26 protein-coding genes are annotated in these 21,758 nt (G+C 62.8%); 10 read left to right on the top strand and 16 right to left on the bottom strand.

Translation table 11 applies throughout. The annotated features are described in order from the left end of the window. Positions 1-3: 3 nt before the first annotated feature. Genes RA24_RS11860 through RA24_RS11840 form a run of 5 tightly spaced genes read left to right on the top strand, consistent with a single transcriptional unit; the run spans position 4 to position 3,101 of the window. Entirely contained in the window at positions 4-537 is a 534-nt protein-coding gene (locus RA24_RS11860) for a hypothetical protein (protein ID WP_039191680.1), read from the top strand. Next, a complete protein-coding gene (locus RA24_RS11855) occupies positions 519-920 on the top strand; it encodes a hypothetical protein (RefSeq protein WP_082020356.1) in 402 nt (133 codons plus the stop codon). The genes RA24_RS11860 and RA24_RS11855 overlap by 19 nt, the downstream gene beginning before the upstream one ends. Then, the gene (pyrC, locus tag RA24_RS11850; RefSeq protein WP_039149383.1) at positions 917-2,227 is read left to right on the top strand and encodes a dihydroorotase; all 1,311 of its coding nucleotides are present in this window, start codon (positions 917-919) and stop codon (positions 2,225-2,227) included. Before RA24_RS11855 ends, pyrC begins: the two co-directional genes overlap by 4 nt. Continuing rightward, on the top strand, positions 2,227-2,832 hold the full coding sequence (gene plsY / locus RA24_RS11845; protein WP_019297142.1) for a glycerol-3-phosphate 1-O-acyltransferase PlsY: 606 nt from the start codon (positions 2,227-2,229) through the stop codon (positions 2,830-2,832). Before pyrC ends, plsY begins: the two co-directional genes overlap by 1 nt. Then, positions 2,829-3,101: a hypothetical protein gene (locus RA24_RS11840; protein ID WP_039191677.1), complete on the top strand. Its 273-nt coding sequence runs from the start codon at positions 2,829-2,831 to the stop codon at positions 3,099-3,101. The genes plsY and RA24_RS11840 overlap by 4 nt, the downstream gene beginning before the upstream one ends. Here RA24_RS11840 and lfb1 read toward each other — a convergent pair. After that, positions 3,091-3,441: an LIC10280 family protein gene (lfb1, locus tag RA24_RS11835; RefSeq protein ID WP_039149388.1), complete on the bottom strand. Its 351-nt coding sequence runs from the start codon at positions 3,439-3,441 to the stop codon at positions 3,091-3,093. The two genes, RA24_RS11840 and lfb1, sit on opposite strands and share 11 nt — an antisense overlap. Positions 3,442-3,681: 240 nt before the next feature. On the opposite strand from lfb1, the gene RA24_RS11830 reads away from it, so the two are divergent. Beyond that, a complete protein-coding gene (locus tag RA24_RS11830) occupies positions 3,682-4,158 on the top strand; it encodes a YHS domain-containing (seleno)protein (protein WP_039149391.1) in 477 nt (158 codons plus the stop codon). 72 nt (positions 4,159-4,230) lie between these two features. On the opposite strand, the gene RA24_RS11825 is transcribed toward RA24_RS11830, so the two are convergent. From RA24_RS11825 to RA24_RS11810, 4 genes are all read right to left on the bottom strand, one after another. Continuing rightward, a complete protein-coding gene (locus RA24_RS11825) occupies positions 4,231-4,485 on the bottom strand; it encodes a hypothetical protein (RefSeq protein WP_019297146.1) in 255 nt (84 codons plus the stop codon). A gap of 194 nt (positions 4,486-4,679) precedes the next feature. Then, on the bottom strand, positions 4,680-6,050 hold the full coding sequence (locus tag RA24_RS11820) for a glutamate--cysteine ligase (protein WP_039191673.1): 1,371 nt from the start codon (positions 6,048-6,050) through the stop codon (positions 4,680-4,682). A gap of 65 nt (positions 6,051-6,115) precedes the next feature. Next, positions 6,116-6,643 (bottom strand): hypothetical protein, encoded by a 528-nt coding sequence (locus tag RA24_RS11815; RefSeq protein WP_019297148.1) that lies wholly within the window; start codon positions 6,641-6,643, stop codon positions 6,116-6,118. 162 nt (positions 6,644-6,805) lie between these two features. After that, the gene (locus tag RA24_RS11810) at positions 6,806-7,531 is read right to left on the bottom strand and encodes a 16S rRNA (uracil(1498)-N(3))-methyltransferase (protein WP_039191671.1); all 726 of its coding nucleotides are present in this window, start codon (positions 7,529-7,531) and stop codon (positions 6,806-6,808) included. Between the two features lie 12 nt (positions 7,532-7,543). On the opposite strand from RA24_RS11810, the gene ubiA reads away from it, so the two are divergent. Genes ubiA through RA24_RS11795 form a run of 3 tightly spaced genes read left to right on the top strand, consistent with a single transcriptional unit; the run spans position 7,544 to position 10,767 of the window. Further along, positions 7,544-8,506: a 4-hydroxybenzoate octaprenyltransferase gene (gene ubiA / locus RA24_RS11805; RefSeq protein WP_019297150.1), complete on the top strand. Its 963-nt coding sequence runs from the start codon at positions 7,544-7,546 to the stop codon at positions 8,504-8,506. Positions 8,507-8,566: 60 nt separating this feature from the next. Next, positions 8,567-10,456, top strand: coding sequence for an OmpA family protein (locus RA24_RS11800; protein ID WP_039191670.1), 1,890 nt, complete (start codon positions 8,567-8,569; stop codon positions 10,454-10,456). Further along, the gene (locus RA24_RS11795) at positions 10,453-10,767 is read left to right on the top strand and encodes a hypothetical protein (protein WP_019297152.1); all 315 of its coding nucleotides are present in this window, start codon (positions 10,453-10,455) and stop codon (positions 10,765-10,767) included. Before RA24_RS11800 ends, RA24_RS11795 begins: the two co-directional genes overlap by 4 nt. Positions 10,768-11,100: 333 nt before the next feature. Here RA24_RS11795 and RA24_RS11790 read toward each other — a convergent pair whose 3' ends face one another. The 11 genes from RA24_RS11790 to RA24_RS11735 form a co-directional block, all read right to left on the bottom strand. Continuing rightward, entirely contained in the window at positions 11,101-11,547 is a 447-nt protein-coding gene (locus tag RA24_RS11790) for a molybdenum cofactor biosynthesis protein MoaE (protein WP_039191669.1), read from the bottom strand. Between the two features lie 3 nt (positions 11,548-11,550). Further along, positions 11,551-11,796: a molybdopterin converting factor subunit 1 gene (gene moaD, locus RA24_RS11785; protein ID WP_019297154.1), complete on the bottom strand. Its 246-nt coding sequence runs from the start codon at positions 11,794-11,796 to the stop codon at positions 11,551-11,553. Next, a complete protein-coding gene (pgsA, locus tag RA24_RS11780; protein WP_019297155.1) occupies positions 11,796-12,467 on the bottom strand; it encodes a CDP-diacylglycerol--glycerol-3-phosphate 3-phosphatidyltransferase in 672 nt (223 codons plus the stop codon). Before pgsA ends, moaD begins: the two co-directional genes overlap by 1 nt. A gap of 129 nt (positions 12,468-12,596) precedes the next feature. After that, positions 12,597-13,208: a DUF922 domain-containing protein gene (locus tag RA24_RS11775; protein WP_039173806.1), complete on the bottom strand. Its 612-nt coding sequence runs from the start codon at positions 13,206-13,208 to the stop codon at positions 12,597-12,599. 70 nt (positions 13,209-13,278) lie between these two features. Beyond that, on the bottom strand, positions 13,279-15,171 hold the full coding sequence (gene uvrC / locus RA24_RS11770; RefSeq protein ID WP_193747127.1) for an excinuclease ABC subunit UvrC: 1,893 nt from the start codon (positions 15,169-15,171) through the stop codon (positions 13,279-13,281). 299 nt (positions 15,172-15,470) lie between these two features. Further along, on the bottom strand, positions 15,471-16,247 hold the full coding sequence (locus RA24_RS11765) for an SDR family oxidoreductase (RefSeq protein ID WP_039191667.1): 777 nt from the start codon (positions 16,245-16,247) through the stop codon (positions 15,471-15,473). Between the two features lie 33 nt (positions 16,248-16,280). Then, positions 16,281-17,243 carry a calcium/sodium antiporter gene (locus RA24_RS11760; RefSeq protein WP_019297159.1) on the bottom strand — a complete coding sequence of 321 codons (963 nt, stop codon included), beginning with the start codon at positions 17,241-17,243 and terminating at the stop codon, positions 16,281-16,283. A 171-nt stretch (positions 17,244-17,414) separates the two neighbouring features. Next, positions 17,415-18,212, bottom strand: a complete 798-nt coding sequence (locus tag RA24_RS11750; protein ID WP_029204905.1) for a S49 family peptidase — start codon at positions 18,210-18,212, stop codon at positions 17,415-17,417. A 239-nt stretch (positions 18,213-18,451) separates the two neighbouring features. Further along, entirely contained in the window at positions 18,452-19,213 is a 762-nt protein-coding gene (locus RA24_RS11745) for an ABC transporter permease (RefSeq protein WP_019297162.1), read from the bottom strand. Further along, complete coding sequence (locus RA24_RS11740) at positions 19,210-20,154, bottom strand: ABC transporter ATP-binding protein (protein ID WP_039191661.1); 945 nt, start codon at positions 20,152-20,154, stop codon at positions 19,210-19,212. The genes RA24_RS11745 and RA24_RS11740 overlap by 4 nt, the downstream gene beginning before the upstream one ends. A 111-nt stretch (positions 20,155-20,265) precedes the next feature. After that, on the bottom strand, positions 20,266-20,787 hold the full coding sequence (locus RA24_RS11735; protein ID WP_019297164.1) for a CoxG family protein: 522 nt from the start codon (positions 20,785-20,787) through the stop codon (positions 20,266-20,268). A 164-nt stretch (positions 20,788-20,951) separates the two neighbouring features. Here RA24_RS11735 and RA24_RS11730 point away from each other — a divergent pair, with 164 nt between their 5' ends. Beyond that, positions 20,952-21,626: an NAD(P)-dependent oxidoreductase gene (locus RA24_RS11730; RefSeq protein ID WP_039191659.1), complete on the top strand. Its 675-nt coding sequence runs from the start codon at positions 20,952-20,954 to the stop codon at positions 21,624-21,626. Positions 21,627-21,758: the final 132 nt, after the last annotated feature.

Genomic DNA, 21,758 nt, shown 5'->3' with positions numbered 1-21,758 from the left:
GGGATGAGCGGTGTGATCCAAATCCCGGCGGGTGAGCGCGGCGTAATCCGGCTGTTTGTCCTGGACATGCGGCCCGAACAGGCGGCCTTCCTGAAGGAACCGGGCGCGCTGGCGCAGGTGCTGGGCATCAAAACTCTGGACATGGAGCAGGTGGAAATCTTCCCGGTTTCAGACCTGGAGGAAATTGGTCTGGCCGGTTACCTTATCGAAGGCTGCGGCGTGCCGCGCGCGCAGGTCGAGGAGGACCGCGAGATGCTGCAGGCGCTGGACGGCCACGTTCTGCTTGTCCGCTCCCGCGCCTTCGGCGGTGAAGAGACGCGGCTGACCCCGGCAGAACAAATCGTGCTTAAGGGCACCTATGGCGAGCGGCAGACCAATTGGAGCGCAGCCCCGGCCACGTCGGAAAGCGCCAAGCCCTATTCCGCGCCCAAGCTTTCCCCGCGAGAGGCCCGCAGCCAAGCCCGCCGCATAGGCGCCGCCCTGTTTGCCATTGTCATTGTCCTGATTGCCTTGGCTGTATGGGCCATGGTGTTCTGATGACGGCGATAGAATTCAAACCCGACCGCGGCGCCTACATCCGCGCGCACGCTTGGATGGCGGCAATTGGCATGGGCGGCGCTATGGCCGTTCTGTGGTTCATGGACAGCCCGCACATCTGGACCGGCGCTGTGGGCGGGCTGGCGGCCATCGCCTTGCGCGGCTGGTACATGGCCAGCGAGGAACTGGCGGTGGTCTGGACACTGACGCAAGAGACCCTCTCCGGCCCGGCAGGGCGTTCGGTGCCGGTCTCCCAAATCGAAGCTGTCAAAACCATGGGCAGCTATGTGCAGGTCGTCACCAAAGGCGGCGACAAGCACCTGATCAAATACCAGGCCGACCCGGCCGCGACCCAAAACGCAATCGAAAGAGCCAAGGCATGAGCACTCTCTTTATCAACGCCCGCCTGATCGATCCCGAGGCAGGCACCGACACGCCGGGCGCGGTTCTCGTGCGGGACGGGCGGATCGCAGCGGTTGAAAAGGATGCTGCCGATTCCGCCCGGATGCTGCGCGCGCATGGCCTCACGCCGGAAGATGTGACCGAGGTGAATTGCGGCGGCAAATGCCTGGCGCCGGGCATTGTCGACATTGGCGTCAAGGTCTGCGAGCCGGGCGAGCGTCATAAGGAAAGCTACAAATCCGCAGGACTGGCAGCGGCGGCGGGCGGTGTCACAACCATCGTCACCCGTCCCGATACCACACCCGCGATTGACAGCCCGGAGACGCTGGAGTTTGTCACCCGGCGCGCCCAGGCAGATGCGCCGGTTAACGTGTTGCCAATGGCGGCACTGACCAAGGGACGCGAAGGCCGCGAAATGACCGAGATCGGCTTTCTGATGGATGCCGGCGCGGTGGCGTTTTCCGATTGCGACCATGTGGTCAGCAACACCAAAGTGTTCCAGCGGGCCCTGACCTATGCGCGGTCTTGCGGCGCGCTGGTCATCGCCCACCCGCAAGAACCGGTTCTGAGCAAGGGCGCTGCCGCCACCAGCGGCAAGTTCGCAGCGCTCTACGGACTGCCGGCTGTTTCCCCGATGGCGGAACGGATGGGGCTGGACCGCGATATTGCGCTCTTGGAAATGACCGGTGCGAAATACCACGCCGACCAGATCACCACCGCGCGCGCCCTGCCCGCGCTGGAGCGCGCCAAGGCCAATGGGCTGGACATCACTGCAGGTACCTCGATCCATCACTTGACGCTCAATGAGCTGGACGTGGCAGGCTACCGCAGTTTCTTCAAGGTGAAGCCGCCGTTGCGTTCCGAGGATGACCGGCTGGCAGTGGTTGAGGCGGTGCGGACCGGGCTGATCGACATCATCTCCTCCATGCACACGCCGCAGGATGAGGAAAGCAAGCGCCTGCCGTTTGAGGAAGCTGCGGCCGGCGCGGTGGCGCTGGAAACGCTGCTGCCTGCAGCGCTGCGGCTGTATCACGCCGAGCTTCTGGACCTGCCAGCCCTGTTCCGTGCGATGTCGCTGAACCCAGCCCGGCGGCTGGGGTTGGACAGCGGCCGCCTGGCGGCAGGTGCGCCTGCCGATCTGGTGCTGTTTAATGCGGACGTTCCGTTTGTGCTGGATCGCTTCAAGCTGCGCTCGAAATCGCAGAACACGCCTTATGACGGCCAGCGGATGCAGGGCCGGGTCGAAGCGACATATGTTGCGGGCCAGCCCGTCTACCGGAGAGACTGATGCCAGTACTGGAAAGTTCAGCGGCGGTTCTGATCCTGTGGGCGGTAATCGGATATGGCCTCGGCTCGGTGCCCTTCGGCATGCTTGTCACCAGGGTCTTTGGCCTTGGCAACCTGCGCGAGATCGGATCGGGCAACATCGGCACCACCAACGTGCTGCGCACCGGCAGCAAGGCCGCCGCGGCACTGACACTCCTCCTGGATGGCGGCAAGGGCGCAGCGGCGGTGCTGCTGGCCCGCTCCCTGGCTGGCGAGGATGCGGCGCAGGCGGCAGGTCTGATGGCTTTCCTCGGCCACTGCTTTCCGGTCTGGCTGGGCTTCAAGGGCGGCAAAGGTGTGGCCACCTTCCTGGGGCTGATGCTGGCGCTGGCCTGGCCGGTTGGCATCGCCTGCTGCCTGACCTGGCTCGCGGCAGCCGCCGTGACCCGGATATCCTCAATGGGGGCGCTGGTTTCAGCCGCTTCAGGCGCAGTCTGGGCCATACTGCTGGGATACCAGGTGGTTGCGCTGCTCGCACTGCTGCTGGCCGCGGTGGTCTTCATCCGGCACTCCGCCAATATTGCGCGCCTGCGGGCAGGCACTGAACCGCGTATCGGCCAGAAGTGACAGCAAAGGAGCTGCAGGCGTTTCTGGCAGCTTTTGACGCCCTTCCCCTTGGTGCCTTCACCGGGACCGCGGAAGGGCGCAGATACATGGTTTGCCGCGAAAACCTGGCAAACGGAAAATCACAGAAGCTGGTGGCGCGGGAACTGGGCGGCACGGATTACATCAGCCTCAATCTCTACCGGCTCAGGTTCGGAGCACGGCTGAAACCCTGCGAGATGCCGGCGGAGAAGGTGATCCGCTTTGTCCTGTCCTTGCAGTCTAAGGAATGAGCCGTTCCAGCGCGCGGCCATTCGACCAGGTGCCGTGCAGCTCTCCGCTAGGCATCCGCACGTAGACCACCGGGTAGGTATCGCCCCAATCTACCCAGACCACATCGCCGTTGCGGGTGCCGGTCCCGGCATAAGCCTGGGCTCCAACTTGCCAGTTCATTTCGACCACGCCGCCATTGTCGTTGATCTGAACCGTACCGGAATAGGTGCTGCCATCGGGGTTGCGGCCCTCGGCGCGGTAGCTGCCGCTGATACTTTGAGCTGCGACTGTTCCTGCCAGCGCTGAGGCCGCCAAAAGGCCAGCCAGCAAGGCGCGGCGGGTGGGGAATGTGCGTGTCATCCTGTCCTCCGGTTTTCCTGCCCACAGTCTGCCTGCATCCGGGCAGGCTGTCACCCGTTCTGCGCATCGTTGCACAGCGAGCATCCACCATGCGCACAGTCAAATTGAGTTGTTTTGAATGTGATCGCCCGGCTCTCCACATCGGTGCCGTGACCCGCAGCATACCGCGGCACACATGGTGAAACGCCGGCTGGGCAAGCATTTGGGAACGCCGCGGCCGGGATTTGAAAGGACGGGACCATGAACAAAGTAAAAGCACTGATCAGCGGTGTGGCTCTGTCGGTTGCAATGGCAACCTCGGCACTGGCGGCGGGCGTTGAGATCAACGCATCCTCCACCGGCCTGGCCATGCAGGGCTACGATCCGGTCGCATATTTCACGGACGGTGCCCCCACCAAGGGCAGCTACAAAATCACTTCCATTTACAATGACGCAACCTACCGCTTTGCCTCGGAAGAGCACAAAGCGGCCTTTGAGAAGAATCCCGAGGCCTATGTGCCGGCCTACGGCGGCTACTGCGCCTTTGGCACCGCGATGGGCTTCAAGTTCGACGGTGATCCGAACCACTGGAAGATCGTCGACAACACCCTGTACCTGAACCTGTCGCAAGACATTCAGGAACGCTGGGAAGGCGACATCCCGGGCTTCATCGAGAAGGCCAGCGTTAACTGGACCGATATTGCTGAAAAGACCCCGGAAGAACTTCAGGCGCAATAAGGCCTGAAGCTGCCACTCACGAAAAACAGCCGGCGGCAGGGCAACCTGCCGCCGGTTTTCTTTACAGCAGTGTCAGCTCCGCGCCTGACGGTCCACGGCCTCAGCGGTGCGTTTGGTGTTGTGGTAGATGCCAAGGAACAGGTACAGCATTCCGCCCAGCATGATCACGTAGAGCAGCCCGCCCAGCAGCACCAAAAGGGCGGGAAGGGTACCGCCCTTGAAGGGATCGGAGTAAATTGCAGCGGCACCACCGAGCACACCGACAACCATCAGAATGACAATCAGGCCAACAAGTTTCTCGAAGGCCGAGATGAAAAAATCGCGCATAGTTCAAACCTTTGTTTCAATGAACAGCGGCTGAATATCCGTGTGCAATTTTGCCGGCAAGCCGCAAAACAACTCTGGTCAGGCAATGCCCTGACCCCGCTGAAAGCCGCAGGCTGTGCCGGGGCCGCAGAATGGAAAAACCCAGCCCTTCCTTTGAGGAAAAGCTGGGTGTGCAGGTGCAAGATTGCAGGCTGTCAGTAGGCAAACTCACCGTAGATCCGGCTGAGGTCACCTTCCCAGGCGCCGTTGTACCGCTCCAGCAGCTCGTCCGCGGGCACCTTGCCGGTTTCCAGGCTGTCCTTCAGCGCGTTCAGAAAGTGGGTTTCATCCGGCACCAGCCCGCCTGCGCCGGGGCGGGCGCGGGCCTTGAGGCCGCTTTCGGAGATTGCTACCACTTCGCGGGCCAGCTCGTGCATGCTGATGCCATTCACCTTGGCCTGCAGCCCCTGCTCGGAGGCGGCAACGCGCAGCGCGTCGCGGGTTTCCGCGTCCCACCCCTTGACCAGGTCCCAGGCGGCATCAAGCGCGGTTTGATCATAGGTGAGGCCAACCCAGAAGGCCGGCAGCGCGCAAAGGCGGCGCCAGGGGCCGCCGTCGGCGCCGCGCATCTCGATGAATTTCTTAATGCGGGCCTCGGGGAAGATGGTGGTCAGGTGGTCGGCCCAATCGCTGAGCGTAGGGGTTTCACCCGGCAGCGCGGGCAGTTCCCCTTTCAGGAAGTCGCGGAAGGACATTCCCAGCGCATTGATGTATTCGCCGTTGCGGTAGACGAAATACATCGGCACATCGAGTGCATACTGCACCCAGGCTTCAAAACCGAAGCCTTCCTCGAACACAAACGGCAGCATGCCGGTGCGGTCGGCGTCCAGCGAACGCCAGACGCGGGCGCGCCAGGACTTGTGGCCGTTGGGCTGTCCGTCCAGGAACGGGGAGTTGGCAAAAAGTGCCGTGGCCACCGGCTGCAGCGCCAGCGCCACCCGGAGTTTCTGCACCATGTCGGCCTCGGACGAGAAGTCGAGGTTCACCTGCACGGTGCAGGTGCGGCGCATCATGGTGGTGCCCATGGTGCCGACTTCCTGCATGTAGCCGTCCATCAGCTTGTAGCGCCCCTTGGGCATCAGCGGCATGTCTTCATGGTGCCACACAGGGGCGGCACCCAGGCCGATGAACCCGACGCCGATCTTGTCGGCGATATCCTTGACGTCGCGCAGGTGGGCGTTCACCTCATCGCAAGTCTCATGGATGGTTTCCAGCGGCGCGCCCGAAAGCTCGAGCTGGCCGCCCGGCTCCAGGCTGATGTTGGCGCCGTCCTTGGTCAGGCCGATGAGGTTGTCGCCTTCGGTCAGCGGCGCCCAGCCATGGCCGTCGCGCAGGCCTTCCAGCACCGCCAGGATGGAGCGTTCACCGGCATAGGGCAGCGGCTTTAGCGTGTCCTTGCAGAAGCCGAACTTCTCATGCTCGGTGCCGATGCGCCAGTCTTCCTTGGGTTTGCAGCCGTCGGCAAGATACTGGGCAAGCTGCTCGTGGCGTTCGATCGGCCCGCCGCCGGACTGGGGAATGGACATGCCTGGCACTCCGTCCTGTTAGATCTGTCTTGAAGGGTCAGTCGTGGGCGGAATCGCCGCCAGTGTCAATGCAGGCGCTGATGTTCCGGGCGGCTGGCGGCGCGCTCCCAGATCACGACCTGGTGAGGGCCGCGGCGGCGCAGCTCCGCCAGCATCCGCTCCGTCTTGAGGCCGGGAAGGGCGGCAAAGACGTCAAACAGTGCCTCGTAGCCTTCGGCATTCACCGGGATTGCCAGCGGCGGCTGGCCGGGCTGCTCCAGCAGCCAGTGCGGCGGTTTGGACGTGTGATCCAGAGCCAGCCGCTCCAGTTCCGAGGCCGCCACAGCGCCGCCATTGAGCGGCCCGAAATAGGCAATCTGCCCCTCATCCACTTGCACCACGCCAGGACCGCCGCTGCCGCGCCGGAACCGCATCCGCTGGACGCCGATGACGGCAGCGACAAGCCCGGTGGCAACCAGCGCCCAGCCGGTGATCGCGGTGAAGCCGGCCGCGGAATACGCCCATTTCAGTCCCAGCAAGAACATCAGCGCGGCGGCAAGGACTTCGCGCCATTGCCACAGGGTTTCGCGGGCTTCGGGGCGGATGAAACTCATGTGTTTCGCCTCATTCAAACGTCTGGCAGCCGGTACAGCCTGCCGTGCCCTCCTTACTTGTGGGGCCCGGGCCGCAGATGCAATGGCCGCGGACGCCGCGGCACACTCAAAGGTTAACCGAAAATGGTTTCCAGTCTGTGACCAGAGTCACGCAGCCTCCTTCTACCAGTCCCCCAGCGCCTGCTGCCAAAGGGTCATTGCCGCCACCGCGGCGGTATCAGCGCGCAGGATGCGGGGGCCAAGGCTGACCACATGGGATTGCGGCAGCGTATGCAGCCGCTTGCGCTCTGCCTCGGAAAATCCGCCTTCGGGGCCGATCAGAATGGCCCAAGAGGCGCCCTTCTGCGTCTCTGCGGCCAGTTGCAGCGCATTGCCTACTTCAGCCTCATCGCAGAACATCAGCTGCCGCTCAATTGGCCAATGGTCCAGCAGGCGGGAGAGCTTCTGCAGGTCCGCCACCTCCGGCACATAGGTGCCGCCGCATTGCTCTGCCGCCTCTACAGCATGGGCCTGCAGCCGGTCCTGGCGGATGCGCTCGGAATTGGTGAACTCCGTCTGTACCGGCAGGATGCGCGCAGCGCCCATCTCAGCGGCCTTTTCAACGATAAAGTCAGTGCGCGCTTTCTTGATCGGCGCAAACATCAGCCACAGGTCCGGCGGCAGCTGCAAGGGCTTGGACTGCTCCTGGCAAACCAACGTGCCGCCGCGCTTGCCAGCCTCCGCAACCTCGGCAAGCCACTCGCCGTCCTTGCCGTTAAACAACGCCACATGGGCGCCCGCCGTCAGACGCATCACTCCGAACAGGTAATGCGCTTGATCACGATCCAAGGGAAGTGATTGCCCTGCCCCCAAAGGGTGCTCTACATACAGTCTGATTTTCGCACTCATGGGGTCCTACATATGCAAGGCGAGACACCAGCACCAGAGGGTCAGGTCGCGGATGCGGTCAAGGGAAACTGGGTCGACACATATGCCCCGGAGTGGGCACGCCCCTACCTGCGCCTCAGCCGCGCTGACCGGCCGATCGGCACCTGGCTGCTGCTGATCCCTTGCTGGTGGGGGCTTGCCCTGGCGATCCTGGCGGATCAAAGCCCGCGCTGGAGCGACTTGTGGATTGCCATCGGCTGCGCGGGCGGCGCATGGCTGATGCGCGGGGCGGGCTGCACCTGGAATGACATCACCGACCGCAACTTCGACGGCCAGGTGGAGCGCACCCGGTCACGCCCGATCCCCTCCGGCCAGGTCACGGTCAAGGGCGCGCTGGCCTGGATGGGTCTGCAGTGCCTTTTGGGCCTGATGATCCTGCTGACCTTCAACCAAGCCGCCATAGCCATGGGCATCCTGTCGCTGCTGCCCGTGGCAGTCTACCCGTTTGCCAAACGGTTCACCTGGTGGCCGCAGGTGTTTCTGGGCCTCGCCTTCAACTGGGGGGCGATGCTGGCCTGGGTGGCGCATACCGGCAGCATGGGCTGGCCGCCGGTGCTGCTGTATCTCGCAGGCATCGCTTGGACGCTGTTCTACGACACCATTTATGCCCACCAGGACACAGAGGACGACGCGTTGATCGGAGTGAAATCCACCGCCCGGCTGTTCGGCACGGAAACTCCGATGTGGCTGCGCCGCTTTATCGTCGCCTTTGTCTGCCTGATGGCGATGGCGGTGATCGGTGCAATGCTGGAAAGCGCCTCTGTTCTGGCGCTGGTACTGGCGTTGGCCGCCCCATGGGCAATGGGCTGGCACATGACCTGGCAGCTGCGTGCCTTTGACGCGGAAAACAATGCACGGCTGCTGCAGCTGTTCCGCCTCAACCGCGATACCGGCCTGATCCCGCTGATCTTCTTTGCCCTGGCCATGTTCGTGTGATTGAACCGCGGCCCCGCGCAGGGTAAGAGCCACTAACTGACCAAGGGAAACTGCCGCCATATGCGCTTGTCCTCTCTGCTGATCCCAGGCTTGGCCTTCACTGCTGCCGCAGGGCTGAGCCTTGTTGCTGCCGGGTTTGCTGTCACCGCGGTGGAACGCAGCACCGAAACCGGGGTGCGCGAGACACTCGACACCGCAGGCCACACCTGGGCCGAGGTTACGGCCGACGGGCTGCAGGTACTGCTCGAAGGCACCGCCCCGGACGAAGCAACCCGGTTCTCTGTGATTTCGCTTGTCGGCGGCGTCGTCGACGCGGCGCGGATCATCGACGGCATGAAGGTCCCCCCGGCCAAAGGTCTGGCGCCACCCCGGTTTTCCGCTGAAATCCTGCGTAACGACAGCGGCATTTCGATCATCGGTCTGATCCCCGCAGGCTCCGGCCGTGCTGCGATGGTCAAACAGTTGAACGCTCTCGCCGGTGAAGGCAGTGTGGCCGACCTCTTGGAAACAGCCAAATATGCCAAGCCCGAGGGCTGGCAACAGGCTTTGGATTTCGCCGTCGAAGCACTGAAGCTGCTGCCCCGCGCCAAGATTTCGGTTGAAGCCGGCGAGGTCTCCATCACCGCAATATCCGGCAGTGAAGAGGCGAAGCATCAGCTGGAAGAGCAGCTTGGCCGTCTGGCCCCCCCGGGGCTGCGGCTGGCGATGGACATTGCGGCGCCGCGTCCGGTGATCACGCCCTTTACCCTGCGGTTCCTGCTGGACAAGGACGGCGCCCAGTTCGACGCCTGCTCTGCCGAGAGCGAGGAAAGCCGCAATCGCATCCTGGAAGCCGCCCGCAAGGCCGGGCTTGAAGGCGAAGCAGACTGCGTGATCGGCATGGGGGTGCCCTCCCCCAATTGGGCCCGCGCGTCGGAACTGAGCATCGCCAGCCTAGCCGAACTGGGCGGCGGGACCGTCACCATTGCCAACGCCGACATTACGCTGGTTGCCGCGGAAGGCACTGCCAGCGGCGCATTCGACCATGTGGTGGGTGAGCTGGAAAGCGCCCTGCCCCGGGTCTTTGCCCTGCACGCAGTTCTGCCGGTGCCAGAGGCCAGCGCCACTGCCGGCCCGCCCGAATTCACCGCAACCCTCAGCCCCGAGGGCCAGGTCCAGCTGCGCGGCCGGCTGAGCGATGCGGCCCTGCGCACGGTGGCCGACAGCTATGCCAAGGCACGTTTTGGCTCCGCCAATGTGCATACCGCCACCCGTGTCGTCGCCGACCTGCCCGCGGATTGGCCGGTTCGGGTGCTGGCCGGGCTGGAGGTGCTTTCCTATCTGCAGCGCGGCTCAGTGACAGTAACCCCGGAAAACCTGGAACTGCGCGGGATGAGCTACCGCAAGGATGCACTTGCCGAGATCTCCCGCTTCCTGTCCGCCAAACTGGGCGAGGCAGAGACTTATGGCCTCGACATCACCTATGAGGAACCACCTGCGCCTGCGGATCAGCCGATCCCGCCGGAGCTTTGCGAGGCACAGCTCGCTGGAGCCCAAGCCGAGTCGAAAATTGCCTTTGAACCCGGTTCCGCCACAATTGCCGCCGAAAGCGCTGCCACCATGGACCGGATTGCGGAGGTGCTGGGCAACTGCGGCCCGGTGCGGCTGGAGATTCAGGGCCATACCGACAGCCAGGGCCGCGAAGTGATGAACCAGAACCTGAGCCAGGCACGGGCGCAATCGGTTCTGAACGAGCTGCGCGCGCGCCGGGTGGTGACTTCGACTTTCGCGGCCAAGGGCTATGGCGAAAGTGAGCCGATTGCCGACAACGGCACCGAGGAAGGCCGCGAGGCCAACCGCCGCATCGAGTTCAAACTGGTCCGCCCGGCGGAGCAGACTGAAGTAAATGACGACGACAGCGGCGCGGCCGCCGAAAGCGCAGACGGCGCACAGGAGACACCAGAGGAATGAACAGGACAGAGTTCATCATTACCACCGCGATCATCCTGTTTGCGGCCTTCGCCATGGGCTGGTTCGCCAACTGGCTGGTGCACCGCTTCACCCGCGTGCGTCAGAGCGACGTGGCCGACCTGGACCGGATGAGCCAGGAGCTGCATGAGGCGGAGGAAACCCGCGATCAGGCGATCACCTATCTGCAGCAGCGCGAGGCGGAGCTGACCAATCAGCTGACCCAGACCGAAGCAGAGCTGCGGGCGGCAATGGAGGGCCTGCGCGAGGCCCGCCGCGAAACCGAAGAGCTGCGCAGCCAGATCCCGCACTGAGCAGCTTGAAGCAGCGGGATACTCCCGCGTCTGCAGACCGCGCTGGCTGCGCCATCACAATCTGAACAGACTTGGGCCAAGCGCCGCGCTGTCGCGCGGCGCGGGCGGCTCATACTCCGGCGGGTCAAGGAGGCTGCAGGCCCCGCAAAGCGGCTTGTCCTTGAGGCGCCAGCCTTCAACCACACTCGAACTTAGCCTGACTGGGCAGGCCTGCCTCTTCAGGCCTTCTCAGCAAAATGCAAACCGCCTCGCGAAGCGCGGCGCCCGGCCCAACAGGCGGAAATCATCTATGATGATTGGTCGCATGACGGGAGCACCCGCCTCCCCGGAGCCTTACCAGCGTTTGAGGGCATCTTCGTCAGTGTCTTTGGCCGCGACCCAGTCCGCACTTCCACCGCTGAGGATTTCCTTCTTCCAAAATGGCGCACGGGACTTCAGGTAATCCATCAGATACTCCGCCGCCTCGAAGGCATCCTTCCGATGCCGCGCCGCGGTGGCAACCATCATGATGCGTTCGCCCGGAGCCAGACGGCCATGGCGGTGGATCACCAGCGCATCAGCCAGCGACCAGCGGCTCATGGCCTCCTCGGCTATCGCAGTCAGCGCCTTCTCGGTCATGCCCGGGTAATGCTCGATCTCCATCGCCTGGAGATCGCCCTGATCGGCGTCCCGTACCACACCTGTGAAGGTCACCAACGCACCAGCATTGTTCACACCTGCTGCAAAGGCATCGCTTTCTGCACCTAGTTCAAACGGGGCTTCCTGCACGGAAATCCGCATCGTTCAGCCCCCAGTCATCGGCGGGAAGAAGGCAACCTCGCGCACGCCATCAAGCGGGGCGTCGAATTCCGAAAGTTCCTGGTCCAGTGCAACACGCAGCGCAGACAGATCGGCAAAAGCGGCGGCGTAGCGGTCTTCCCGGGCGCGCAGTTCTTCGACCAGGTCCGCGACCGTGGCAGCAGTGGTTTCCACCCGCTCGCGCGGCAAGCCAATGCGCTCGCGCACCCAGGCGAAATACAGGACATCCATCAATGAGCCTCCTTCAAATGCGGCATCGCCTTGCGCAAATAGTCGATCCCGGTGATGGCGGTCAGGGCGGCGGCAATCCACAGCAGCCATAGCCCGATACGGCCAGTCCAGACCATTCCGTCGAATTTCCAGCGCAGGCCCATTTCATCAGAGACCTGGCCGGTCATGATCTGTTCGATCAGCGCCTGATCCATGCCAAACGAGGACATCACCAGATAGTGCTCAAAGATACCCTGCGAGAACAGCGTAGCAATGGCGATCATTTGGGCCGTGGTCTTCCACTTGGCAAGCTTGGTCACCTTCAGCGTGCCGGCCGCTGCACCAAGGTACTCGCGCAGGCCGGACACGAACACCTCGCGGAACAGGATCACAGTGGCGGGCAGCACCAGCCATGGAGTCCAATGTTCAGCGGAATACCCCACCAGGATCATCAGTGCGATGACCACCATTGCCTTGTCAGCAATCGGGTCCAGCATCGCGCCCATCTTGGTTTCCTGCTTCCAGGCGCGCGCAAGATAGCCGTCGAACCAGTCGGTCACCGCCGCAGTCACAAACAGCAGCAGGGCAAACCAGTCCGCGTAGGGGCGGCTGAAATACAGGAACATCACGGCCAGGCCGGGCGCTGCGACCAGCCGCAGCAGGGTGAGGATATTGGGCAGAGTCCACTTCATGCGGCGCACATTATCCGTCTGTTTCGCAAGTGGAAAGCGGCGTTAGCCAAAATTCAGCGGCAACAGGCACAGAAGCGCAGTGGCGGGTTGAGGTCATCGAGCGAAGTTTGCACGAGGGGCGCGTCCTCTTCACCCCACCGAAGTATCCAGCAGCGCGCCCTTCTTTTCGCCGTGATGGCTGGACCGGTCGAATTTCCGGTGCATCTCGTTCAGACGGTCGCGGTCGTCGAATATGTGAATGTTGATCACCCGCATCAGGTCTTCCTGTGCCATCTTCAGCGCATCCGCTTCAGTATCCGCCAGCCCGGTACCCTTGAGCTTGTTCAATTCCTTGGCAATCTTCTCGCATTCCTTCTTGGCCTTGCTCACATGTTCCGCCTCATGCACCAGGCAGCAAGCATAGAAGCGGTACCATTCGATCAGCGCCCGCGGCGACAACCCGCTGACAGAGCGTTTGGGGCATTTGACCGTTGTGTGCAGGATCAGTTTCAGCGCTGAGACCTTGGCCGTCACCTCGAACCAGCCGGTTTTCTTATCGACCTTGGGTTTGCCGTCAGCCACATATTTGCCCTTGGCCGTCAGGCATTCCAGTTCCGTGGTGGTCAGAAAGGCCACCTTCTTGTTGTCGTTGGGGTCTTTGGGGCCGCTTTTCTTGATGCTCTTGGCAATGTCCGGCAGCGTTTTTCCGGACACCGAATAGGTGTCATAGACAACGTTTTTCACGGTCAGGGAGACAGGCATAATTCCTCCGGGCAGTTAAGGGCTGCCCTTCAGACTTAGCACGATTGCCTCTCAGCCCAAAATCAGCAGCCTACCCCTGCGCGTGGAAGTGGTCATAGATCCGTTCAGCCAGCGCTTCGGAGATCCCATCCACGGCCTTGAGGTCGGCCAGATTGGCGCGGCTCACGGCCTTGGCGCTGCCGAAATGCGCCAGCAGCGCCCGCTTGCGCGAGGCGCCGACACCAGGGACCTCATCCAATGGCGTGGCACTGACCGCCTTGGCGCGTTTGGCGCGGTGGGTGCCAATCGCAAACCGGTGCGCCTCGTCCCGCATCCGCTGGACGAAATAGAGCACCGGGTCATTGCGCTGCAGGGCAAAGGCGCTTTCACCGGGGCGGTAAAATTCTTCTTTGCCGTGATCGCGATCCACACCTTTGGCGACGCCGACCATGGGGATGTCCTGAACCCCGTGCGCCTCCATGATCTCTGCCACGGCAGAGACCTGCCCGGCGCCGCCGTCGATCAGCAGCAAGTCCGGCCACAAGCCCTTTTCCCGGTCCGGGTCTTCTTTCAGAAGGCGCGAGAAGCGGCGGTTCAGCACTTCCTTCATCATGCCGAAGTCATCGCCCGGCACCAGGTCGTCCCCCCTGATATTGAACTTGCGGTAGGCGTTTTTCATGAAGCCCTCCGGCCCCATCACGATCATGCCGCCCACGGCATTGGTGCCCTGGATATGGGAGTTGTCGTAGACCTCGATCCGCTGCGGCGGGCCGTCCAGGCCGAAAGCCTCGGCCAGACCGCGCAGCAGTTTGGCCTGCGTCGCGCTCTCGGCCATGCGGCGGGCCAGGCTTTCGCGCGCGTTGCGCACCGCAAAGGCGACCAGCTCGGTCTTTTCGCCGCGCTGGGGCACCAGCAGCTCGACCTTGCGCTCTGCCTTCTCGCTCAGCGCAGCCTCCATCAGGTCAGCGTTTTCGATGCCGTCGGACAGGATCAGCTGCCGCGGCGGCTCCTTGTTGCTGTAAAACTGGCCTAGGAAGGCCTCCAAGATCTCTGCCGGGCTGTTGTCCGCATCCACCCGCGGGTAGAAATCCTGGTTGCCCCAGTTCTGGTTGGCGCGGATGAAGAAGACCTGCACGCAGGCCTGGCCGCCATCCATGTGCAGGCCGATCACATCCGCCTCCGCCACCCCGCGCGGGTTGATACCCTGCGAAGTCTGCACCTGGGTCAGCGCCTTGATCCGGTCGCGCAGCGCGGCGGCGCGCTCGAACTCCATCGCCTCGGATGCGGCCATCATCTGCTCGGCCAGTTCCTCCTGCACCTTGGTGGAGCGGCCGGACAGGAACCGTTCGGCGTCACGCACGCTGGCGGCATAATCCTCCTCGCTGATCAGCCCAGTGCAGGGCGCTGTGCAGCGCTTGATCTGGTACTGCAGGCAGGGCCGCGTGCGGGTCTCGAACATCGAATCCGAGCAGTTGCGCAACAGGAACGCCTTTTGCAGCTGGTTGAGCGTCCGGTTCACCGCGCCTGCGCTGGCGAAGGGGCCGAAATAGCTGCCCTTCTGCTTGCGGGCGCCGCGGTGCTTCTTGATCTGCGGAAAAGCATGATCCTTGGCCACCAGGATATTGGGGAAACTTTTGTCGTCGCGCAGCAGCACGTTGTACTTGGGCTTCAGCTGCTTGATCAGGTTTTGTTCCAGCAGCAACGCCTCGGTTTCCGTCCGGGTGGTCAGAAACATCATCGAGGCAGTCAGAGCGATCATCCGCTCGATCCGCGGACTGTTGCCGGGACGGGTGTAGTTCGACACCCGCGCCTTCAAATTGCGCGCCTTGCCGACATAAAGCACCCGGCTGTCCGCATCCAGCATCCGGTAGACGCCGGGCGATGCGTCCAGAGTTTTCACATAATCCTGAATCACGGCATAGCCGGTGCGGACAGGCGAATCCGGGGCAGTTTCGGAAGGCTGGTCAGTCATGCGCCAAGACATATGATTCCCCGGCGATGGCTGCAATGTTTGCGTGCCAGGATCAAGAGCGGGGAAATCCACGGAAGCTGTGGATAACTGCGGAGATATCTTTGGGCTATCCCGCCTTTTCTCTTATTTCAGAGCGGTTTTGGACAAATGCCTAAATTTTAGGCACCCTGTTAAAGTGCTGATTTAACGCAAAATTTTTCACGCTACCTGTCAAGGTTTTGAAAAGAAAGGCACTTTTGTAACGCTTCCGTGACGATAGGTGAGCCGGTGCAAAACTTGCAGCGAAAGGGACGGTTTTCCCGGCGTTTGCGTCACTCAAGACCGTCGCTGTCCGGGGTCTGCCAACCCAGGTGCTGACCGCCGTCGACGCAGATCATCTGGCCCGTCACGGCCTTTGCCTGCAGCAAATAGCTAAGAGCCGCGGTAACATCCCCCGCATCCGCGCCGCGCTGCAAAATGGTGGCCTTACGCTGGCGGTCGAATTGCTCCGCGCTCTGCCGCGGCCCTTGCAGGGTCGGGCCTGGACCGATGGCGTTGACGCGGATCCGCGGAGCCAGCGCCTGCGCTGCCGTCTGCGTCAAGGTCCACAGCGCTGATTTGGCCAGGGTGTAGCTCATGAATTCAGGTGTCAGCTTGCGCACCCGCTGGTCGATCATATTGACTGCCAGGCCCCAGGCTCGCGGCTCGCCGGCAGCATCCAAGTCAACCGGAACATCCTGTTCCGCCATCGCCTGCAGCAGCACAAACGGCGCCCGCAAATTGCTGTCCAAATGCCGGTCCCAGCTGCCGCGGGTGGCCGTGGCCAGCGTGTCATGCTCGAACACGGAGGCATTGTTGATCAGGCAGGTAACCGGACCGCCCAGCGCGTCCGCTGCCCGCGGCAGCAGCGCCTGGGCTTGGTCCTCTTCCAGCAGGTCCGCCTGCAACGCGACCGCCTGGCAGCCCTTTGCACGGATATGATTGACCGTATCCTGAGCCTCATCAGCTGAAGAGGCATAGTGGATAGCGACATCGTATCCTTGCGCCGCAAGCTCCAAAGCCATGGCACGCCCCAGCCGCCTGCCCGCTCCGGTCACCAATGCCCGCATCTGTGCCTCCCTGCTGAAAATGCAGAGAAACAGTTAAAACAGGACGGCCATATAAGCCAGATAAAGCGCGGTGAGAATTACACCCCAAATCCGGGTGATGTCCTGTTTGAAGAAGACAAAGGGGATCAGTAGCAGCGAGGCCCCCAGCATCACCCACAGATCGAACTGCAGGAACTCCGGATCCACGCTGATCGGGCCAACAAAGGTGGCGATGCCTATGATGGCCAGCAGGTTGAACATGTTGGAGCCGATCACATTACCCAGCGCCACATCCGCCTGGCGGCGCAGCGCCGCCATCACAGTGGTGGCCAGCTCCGGCAGCGAGGTGCCGACCGCCACCAGCGTCAGGCCGATGACCGTTTCGCTGATGCCGTAGGTGCGCGCAATGATGCTGGCATTGTCCACCAGCAAGTCGGCGCCCAGCGGCAGGCCGATCAATCCCAGCAGCAAGTAGATACAGACACGCCAATAGGGCATGTCAGGGTCGGCTTCCTCGATCTCTTCCAGATCCGCATCAGCGGCGCAGCCATTGCCTTTGCCGTTGCGGCGGTGGTTACGCGCCTCGCGGAAGGCGATACCCAGCACCACGGACAGCGCGGCCAGCAAGATCAGGCCGGACCAGATGGTGAAAGTGCCGCAAAAGGCCAGGCCGATGAACAGCACCGACGCGCCGAGCATGAAGATATAGTTCTTGCGTGTGCTGCATTCGCTGGTGTGCAATGCACGCATGAGGGCCGGTATGCCCAGCACCAGCAGGATATTGGCAGTGTTGGAGCCCACCACATTGCCCATTGCGATGCCGTCAGCACCCTCATGCACGGCACTGATGGCGATCAGCAGCTCCGGTGCCGAAGTGCCGAAGGCGACGATGGTCAGGCTGACAATCAGCGCAGGAACCCCCAGCCGCAGGCTGAGGTTCACCGCACCACGCACCAGCGCGTCTCCCGCCAGCAGCAGGATGACCAAACCAAGCGCCGAATACAGCCATGGCATCATTTGCCACGATCCCCCTTCTTACAGGCGCACGGCCCCCTGCCGATCTTGAAGCGGCCGCAGGACGGGCAGCGCCTGGAATTTATTTGCTTCTGGCCGGGAAACCGCAGCTTGCCGAACATCGCCAGCACAGCCATCACCACCAGAAAGATTGCAACGATCTTGAACAGCACGTCAGAGACCGAAACGCGCGTATTCGGCACGCTCCTCGATCCCGGCCAGCGCATCCTGCGCGACCTGCATGCCAAAGCGGCTCAGCAGCGGTTTCTTCAGGCCATAGCGGCGGAAGCGGACCTTCTCGCCAAACCGTTCCTGCATTTTGGGCTTCAAGTGGCCGATGCCGTCGATCAGCCCCAGTTCCTCGGCCCGGCGCGCCAGCCAGATTTCGCCGGTGAACAGGCTCTCTTCGCTGTGCAGCTTGGAGCCGCGGCGCTCGGTGACGTGGTCGATAAAATTGGCGTGGATGTCGTTCAGGATCACCTTGAGGCGCTTCACATCCTCAGGGTTTTCCGGGCGGAACGGGTCCAGCATCGATTTGCTCTCACCCGCGGTATAAACCCGCCGCTCCACCCCTTGGCGGGCCAGCAGCACATGCGCCCCAAATCCAGCAGAGATAACCCCGACTGAACCCAGAACGGAACTAGCGTCGGCCCAGATTTCATCCGCGGCCGCCGCCAGCCAATAGCCGCCAGAGGCGGCAACATCTTCGACAAAGGCATAGACCGGCACTTCCAGCTCTTCCGACAGCCGCCGGATGCGGGCGCCGATCAGCGAGCTTTGCACCGGCGAGCCTCCGGGCGAATTAATCTCCAGCGCCACGGCGGCGGGCTTGCCCTTGCGGAAGGCACGCTCCAATACCGGGGCCAGTGCTGCATCGCTCAGGGAGCCGCGCCCGGGCATTCCGATAGCGCCATTGAGGCGAACCACTGCCACCAGCGGCTGTCTTTTCAGGAAAGGCAGGTGAAATCTCATGGCGCCGATGTAGAGGGCCGCCCGGGGTGAAACAAGGTGCGCGGTCTTGGGAATTGGCGTGAAATGCAAAAACCGCACAGTCGCGGGCATAATTGCAACGCTGGTTTGCGCACGGCAAAGAGCACGGCTGCTTGCCAGCCACTAAGGTCAGCGGCTTGCAGCTGTTGCCTCCCGCGGAGCCAGCACCGTGCTAACGCTCGGAACTGGCTGCAGGCGCAACATCGTGCATCAGCGCCGGGTCACGCGCGGATGCGCCAGCCCGTTTTGAAGATCCACCAGATCACGCCCACGCAAGCGAGAGTAAACCCTCCAATGGCGCAAAGGCTCAGCAGCACAGGCACATCCGCCTGGCCGAAAAAGGCCCAGCGGAAGCCGGAGACCAGGTAGACTACAGGGTTGAACAAGGTGATCGTCTGCCAGACCGGCGGCAGCATAGAGATCGAGTAGAATGACCCGCCCAGGAACACCAGCGGTGTCACCACCAGCAAAGGCACCAGCTGCAGCTGTTCGAAATTCCCGGCCCAGATTCCAATAATGAACCCCATCAGTGAGAAGCTGAGGCAGGTCAGCACCAGAAACGCCACCATCGCCAGCGGATGCTGGACCGAAAGATCCACAAACAGCGAGGCCGTGCAGAGGATCACCGTGCCGATAAACAGCGACTTAGTCGCCGCCGCGCCGACAAACCCCGCAACCACTTCCAGGAAGTTGATCGGCGCCGACAGGATCTCATAGATATTGCCGATGAATTTCGGGAAGTAGATCCCGAAAGATGCGTTGGAGATGCTCTGCGTGATCACCGACAGCATCACCAGCCCCGGCACGATGAAGGCGCCGTATTCGACCCCGTCAACCTCCTGGATGCGGCTGCCGATGGCGCTGCCGAACACCACGAAATAGAGCGAGGTGGACAGAACAGGCGAAATAAAGCTTTGCAGAAAAGTGCGCCAGAACCGTGCCATTTCCGCCTTGTAGATGGTGGCTACTGCTGTCCAGTTCATGCTGCATCCTCCGACGCCGCGCCAGCCGAAACCAGGCCGACAAAGATATCTTCCAGACTGGATTCGCGGGTCTGCACATCCGCCAGCACCAGCCCTGCCTCCGCCACATCGTTCAAAAGCGTGGTGATACCGGTGCGCTCCGCCCGGGTGTCATAGGTATAAAGCAAGGCATCACCGCCGTTGACGATCTGCAGATTGTGCTGCGCCAGCGCCGCGGGGATAACCTCGACCGGTGCAGTCAGCTGCACCTCCAGCTGTTTCTGCCCCATTCGGGCCATCAGCTGCTCCTTTTCCTCGACCAGCAGCAGCTCGCCGCCGGTGATCACACCGACCCGGTCGGCAATCGCTTCGGCTTCCTCGATGTAGTGGGTGGTCAGGATGATGGTGACCCCGTCCGCCTTCAGTTCCCGGACGATCTCCCACATGTCCTTGCGCAGCTCGACGTCAACGCCCGCGGTCGGCTCATCCAGGAACAGGATGCGCGGCTCATGCGCCAGCGCCTTGGCAATCAGCACCCGCCGCTTCATGCCCCCCGACAGGTCCATGATCCGGCTGTCCCGCTTCTCCCACAGCGACAGTTTGCGCAAGACCTCCTCGACCAGCACGGGATCGGCAGGCTTGCCGAACAGGCCTCGGGAAAACGTGACAGTATCCAGAACCTTGGTGAAGGGCTCCAGCGTGATCTCCTGCGGCACCAGACCGATCAGGGCACGCGCCTGCCGGAACTGGCCGACATTGTCGAACCCGCCCACACCGACAACCCCGGAGGTCGCGGTGGTAATGCCGCAAATAGTTGAAATCAGCGTGGTCTTGCCCGCACCATTGGGGCCGAGCAGGGCAAGGATTTCACCCTCTTCAATTTCCAGAGAAACGCCTTTCAGCGCCTGGAAACCGCCATCGTATGTTTTGCGCAGATCGCGGATAGACAGGATCGCCGCCATGGTGCCTCCGGGATGGTCTTAAATCCCGGCCACCCTAGCGGCGGTTTGCTGCGCCTGCCAGCCCTGCCCGCAGGATCACGCCGCAGAATGAACTGTGCGCCAGCGCAGGGGTCAGCCGCGGCCTGTCACCTTGCTGAACCAGCCCTTCTTTTCCTCACCCTCTTCCGGTGCATCGCCATCCTGGTTTTCATCTTCCGGCGCCAGATGCGCCTGAAGATTGGCAAAGAACTGATCCGCCATCTTTTTGGCAAAGCCGTCAATGATCCGGCTGCCCAGCTGCGCCAGCTTGCCGCCGACCTTAGCTTCAACGTCATAAGACAACAGCGTGCCGGTTTCAGACGGCGCCAAAGTCACGACAGCACCGCCCTTGGCAAATCCAGCCGCGCCGCCTTTGCCTTCGCCGGAGATGGTCAGTTTTTCGTTTTCAATCAGATCCGACAGCGTGACCTGTCCCTTGAAAGTGGCTTTGACCGGCCCGACCTTCTGGGTGACCGTGGCCTCAAAGCCGTCTTCCGGCGTGCCGGTCACCTCCTGCGCACCGGGCACGCAGGCCTGCAGCACCTCCGGCGTCAGCAGCGCTGTATAGACAGTTGCCGGATCGGCGGCGATCTCTTTCTGGTCACTCATCTGCATAGGCTGGGCCTCCCTGGCGCTCCGTTGCGGTTCCCTTCAGACCTAGCCGCCCTGCCCCGCCCTGCCAAGCCCGCGGCGGCCATAAGCACCCAGCCGGGCAGTTTTATCTTGACGTCAAGATTTATGGCTATATATCTCGACATCAAGACAACCAGGAGAGCGTCATGAAAATCATTCTTTTCGGTGCCACCGGCGACGTAGGCAGCGCAGCCTTGAAAGCGGCAGTATCCCGTGGCCACCACGTGACCGCAGTGGCGCGCCAGCCGCAGGCGCTGGCCGCCATCAGCCCGAATGTCACACCGTTTGCATTGGATCTGCTGAAGCAACCTGACGCCGCGGCGGAAGCGGCCAGGGGACATGACCTGTTGATCAGCGCCCTGCGCCCGTCTGCAGGACGCGAGGCAGATCTGGTACCGTTGACCCGCACCGCACTGGCTGCTGCACGGCAGGCAGGCATCCCCGCACTGGTGACCGGCGGCGCCGCGACGCTGAAGCTGGCAGATGGCAGCGGCCATACGGTGCTGACTGCACCGGGTTTCCTGCCCGATGGCGTCCGCCCAATCGCCGAGGCCTGCGCCGCACAGGACGCCCTGCTGGACGCAGAGACCGAAGCGCAATGGACCTGCCTCCGCCCGCCCGCGATGCTGGCAGAAGGGCCGCAGACCGGCAGCTACCGCTTTGGAACTGACACGCTGGTCACGGATGCTGAGGGCAACTCGCAAATCTCCTTTGCAGATTTCGGCGCAGCGCTGCTGGATCTAGCTGAGGCTCCGCGCGGAAGCAGCCGGAAGCTGACGGTCGCCTGGGGCGCTCCCGCCCCTGCCCTGGCGGCCGGCTGACGCTGGACCTTGGGCCGCGTTGGGCCAGGCAGCGCGCAAGGCTCGCTGCCGCGCCGCGCTTCTGCGCGGCGCCAGACCCAAGGCTTGGCCGGGCATCTTCGATGCACTGACAAGGCACGGGAGCCCCTGCTT

This window comes from Leisingera sp. ANG-M6 (assembly GCF_000813905.1).
Classification (GTDB): Bacteria; Pseudomonadota; Alphaproteobacteria; order Rhodobacterales; family Rhodobacteraceae; genus Leisingera.
This window is presented reverse-complemented; position numbering and strand designations above follow the sequence as displayed.

Excerpts from the sequence above, each read along its gene's own strand:
- RA24_RS11860 (WP_039191680.1), top strand. The coding sequence starts at position 4 with ATGAGCGGTGTGATCCAAATCCCGGCGGGTGAGCGCGGCGTAATCCGG.
- RA24_RS11855 (WP_082020356.1), top strand. The coding sequence starts at position 519 with ATGGGCCATGGTGTTCTGATGACGGCGATAGAATTCAAACCCGACCGC.
- pyrC (WP_039149383.1), top strand. The coding sequence starts at position 917 with ATGAGCACTCTCTTTATCAACGCCCGCCTGATCGATCCCGAGGCAGGC.
- plsY (WP_019297142.1), top strand. The coding sequence starts at position 2,227 with ATGCCAGTACTGGAAAGTTCAGCGGCGGTTCTGATCCTGTGGGCGGTA.
- lfb1 (WP_039149388.1), bottom strand. The coding sequence starts at position 3,441 with ATGACACGCACATTCCCCACCCGCCGCGCCTTGCTGGCTGGCCTTTTG.
- RA24_RS11830 (WP_039149391.1), top strand. The coding sequence starts at position 3,682 with ATGAACAAAGTAAAAGCACTGATCAGCGGTGTGGCTCTGTCGGTTGCA.
- RA24_RS11825 (WP_019297146.1), bottom strand. The coding sequence starts at position 4,485 with ATGCGCGATTTTTTCATCTCGGCCTTCGAGAAACTTGTTGGCCTGATT.
- RA24_RS11820 (WP_039191673.1), bottom strand. The coding sequence starts at position 6,050 with ATGTCCATTCCCCAGTCCGGCGGCGGGCCGATCGAACGCCACGAGCAG.
- RA24_RS11815 (WP_019297148.1), bottom strand. The coding sequence starts at position 6,643 with ATGAGTTTCATCCGCCCCGAAGCCCGCGAAACCCTGTGGCAATGGCGC.
- RA24_RS11810 (WP_039191671.1), bottom strand. The coding sequence starts at position 7,531 with ATGAGTGCGAAAATCAGACTGTATGTAGAGCACCCTTTGGGGGCAGGG.
- ubiA (WP_019297150.1), top strand. The coding sequence starts at position 7,544 with ATGCAAGGCGAGACACCAGCACCAGAGGGTCAGGTCGCGGATGCGGTC.
- RA24_RS11800 (WP_039191670.1), top strand. The coding sequence starts at position 8,567 with ATGCGCTTGTCCTCTCTGCTGATCCCAGGCTTGGCCTTCACTGCTGCC.
- RA24_RS11795 (WP_019297152.1), top strand. The coding sequence starts at position 10,453 with ATGAACAGGACAGAGTTCATCATTACCACCGCGATCATCCTGTTTGCG.
- RA24_RS11790 (WP_039191669.1), bottom strand. The coding sequence starts at position 11,547 with ATGCGGATTTCCGTGCAGGAAGCCCCGTTTGAACTAGGTGCAGAAAGC.
- moaD (WP_019297154.1), bottom strand. The coding sequence starts at position 11,796 with ATGGATGTCCTGTATTTCGCCTGGGTGCGCGAGCGCATTGGCTTGCCG.
- pgsA (WP_019297155.1), bottom strand. The coding sequence starts at position 12,467 with ATGAAGTGGACTCTGCCCAATATCCTCACCCTGCTGCGGCTGGTCGCA.
- RA24_RS11775 (WP_039173806.1), bottom strand. The coding sequence starts at position 13,208 with ATGCCTGTCTCCCTGACCGTGAAAAACGTTGTCTATGACACCTATTCG.
- uvrC (WP_193747127.1), bottom strand. The coding sequence starts at position 15,171 with ATGTCTTGGCGCATGACTGACCAGCCTTCCGAAACTGCCCCGGATTCG.
- RA24_RS11765 (WP_039191667.1), bottom strand. The coding sequence starts at position 16,247 with ATGCGGGCATTGGTGACCGGAGCGGGCAGGCGGCTGGGGCGTGCCATG.
- RA24_RS11760 (WP_019297159.1), bottom strand. The coding sequence starts at position 17,243 with ATGATGCCATGGCTGTATTCGGCGCTTGGTTTGGTCATCCTGCTGCTG.
- RA24_RS11750 (WP_029204905.1), bottom strand. The coding sequence starts at position 18,212 with ATGAGATTTCACCTGCCTTTCCTGAAAAGACAGCCGCTGGTGGCAGTG.
- RA24_RS11745 (WP_019297162.1), bottom strand. The coding sequence starts at position 19,213 with ATGAACTGGACAGCAGTAGCCACCATCTACAAGGCGGAAATGGCACGG.
- RA24_RS11740 (WP_039191661.1), bottom strand. The coding sequence starts at position 20,154 with ATGGCGGCGATCCTGTCTATCCGCGATCTGCGCAAAACATACGATGGC.
- RA24_RS11735 (WP_019297164.1), bottom strand. The coding sequence starts at position 20,787 with ATGCAGATGAGTGACCAGAAAGAGATCGCCGCCGATCCGGCAACTGTC.
- RA24_RS11730 (WP_039191659.1), top strand. The coding sequence starts at position 20,952 with ATGAAAATCATTCTTTTCGGTGCCACCGGCGACGTAGGCAGCGCAGCC.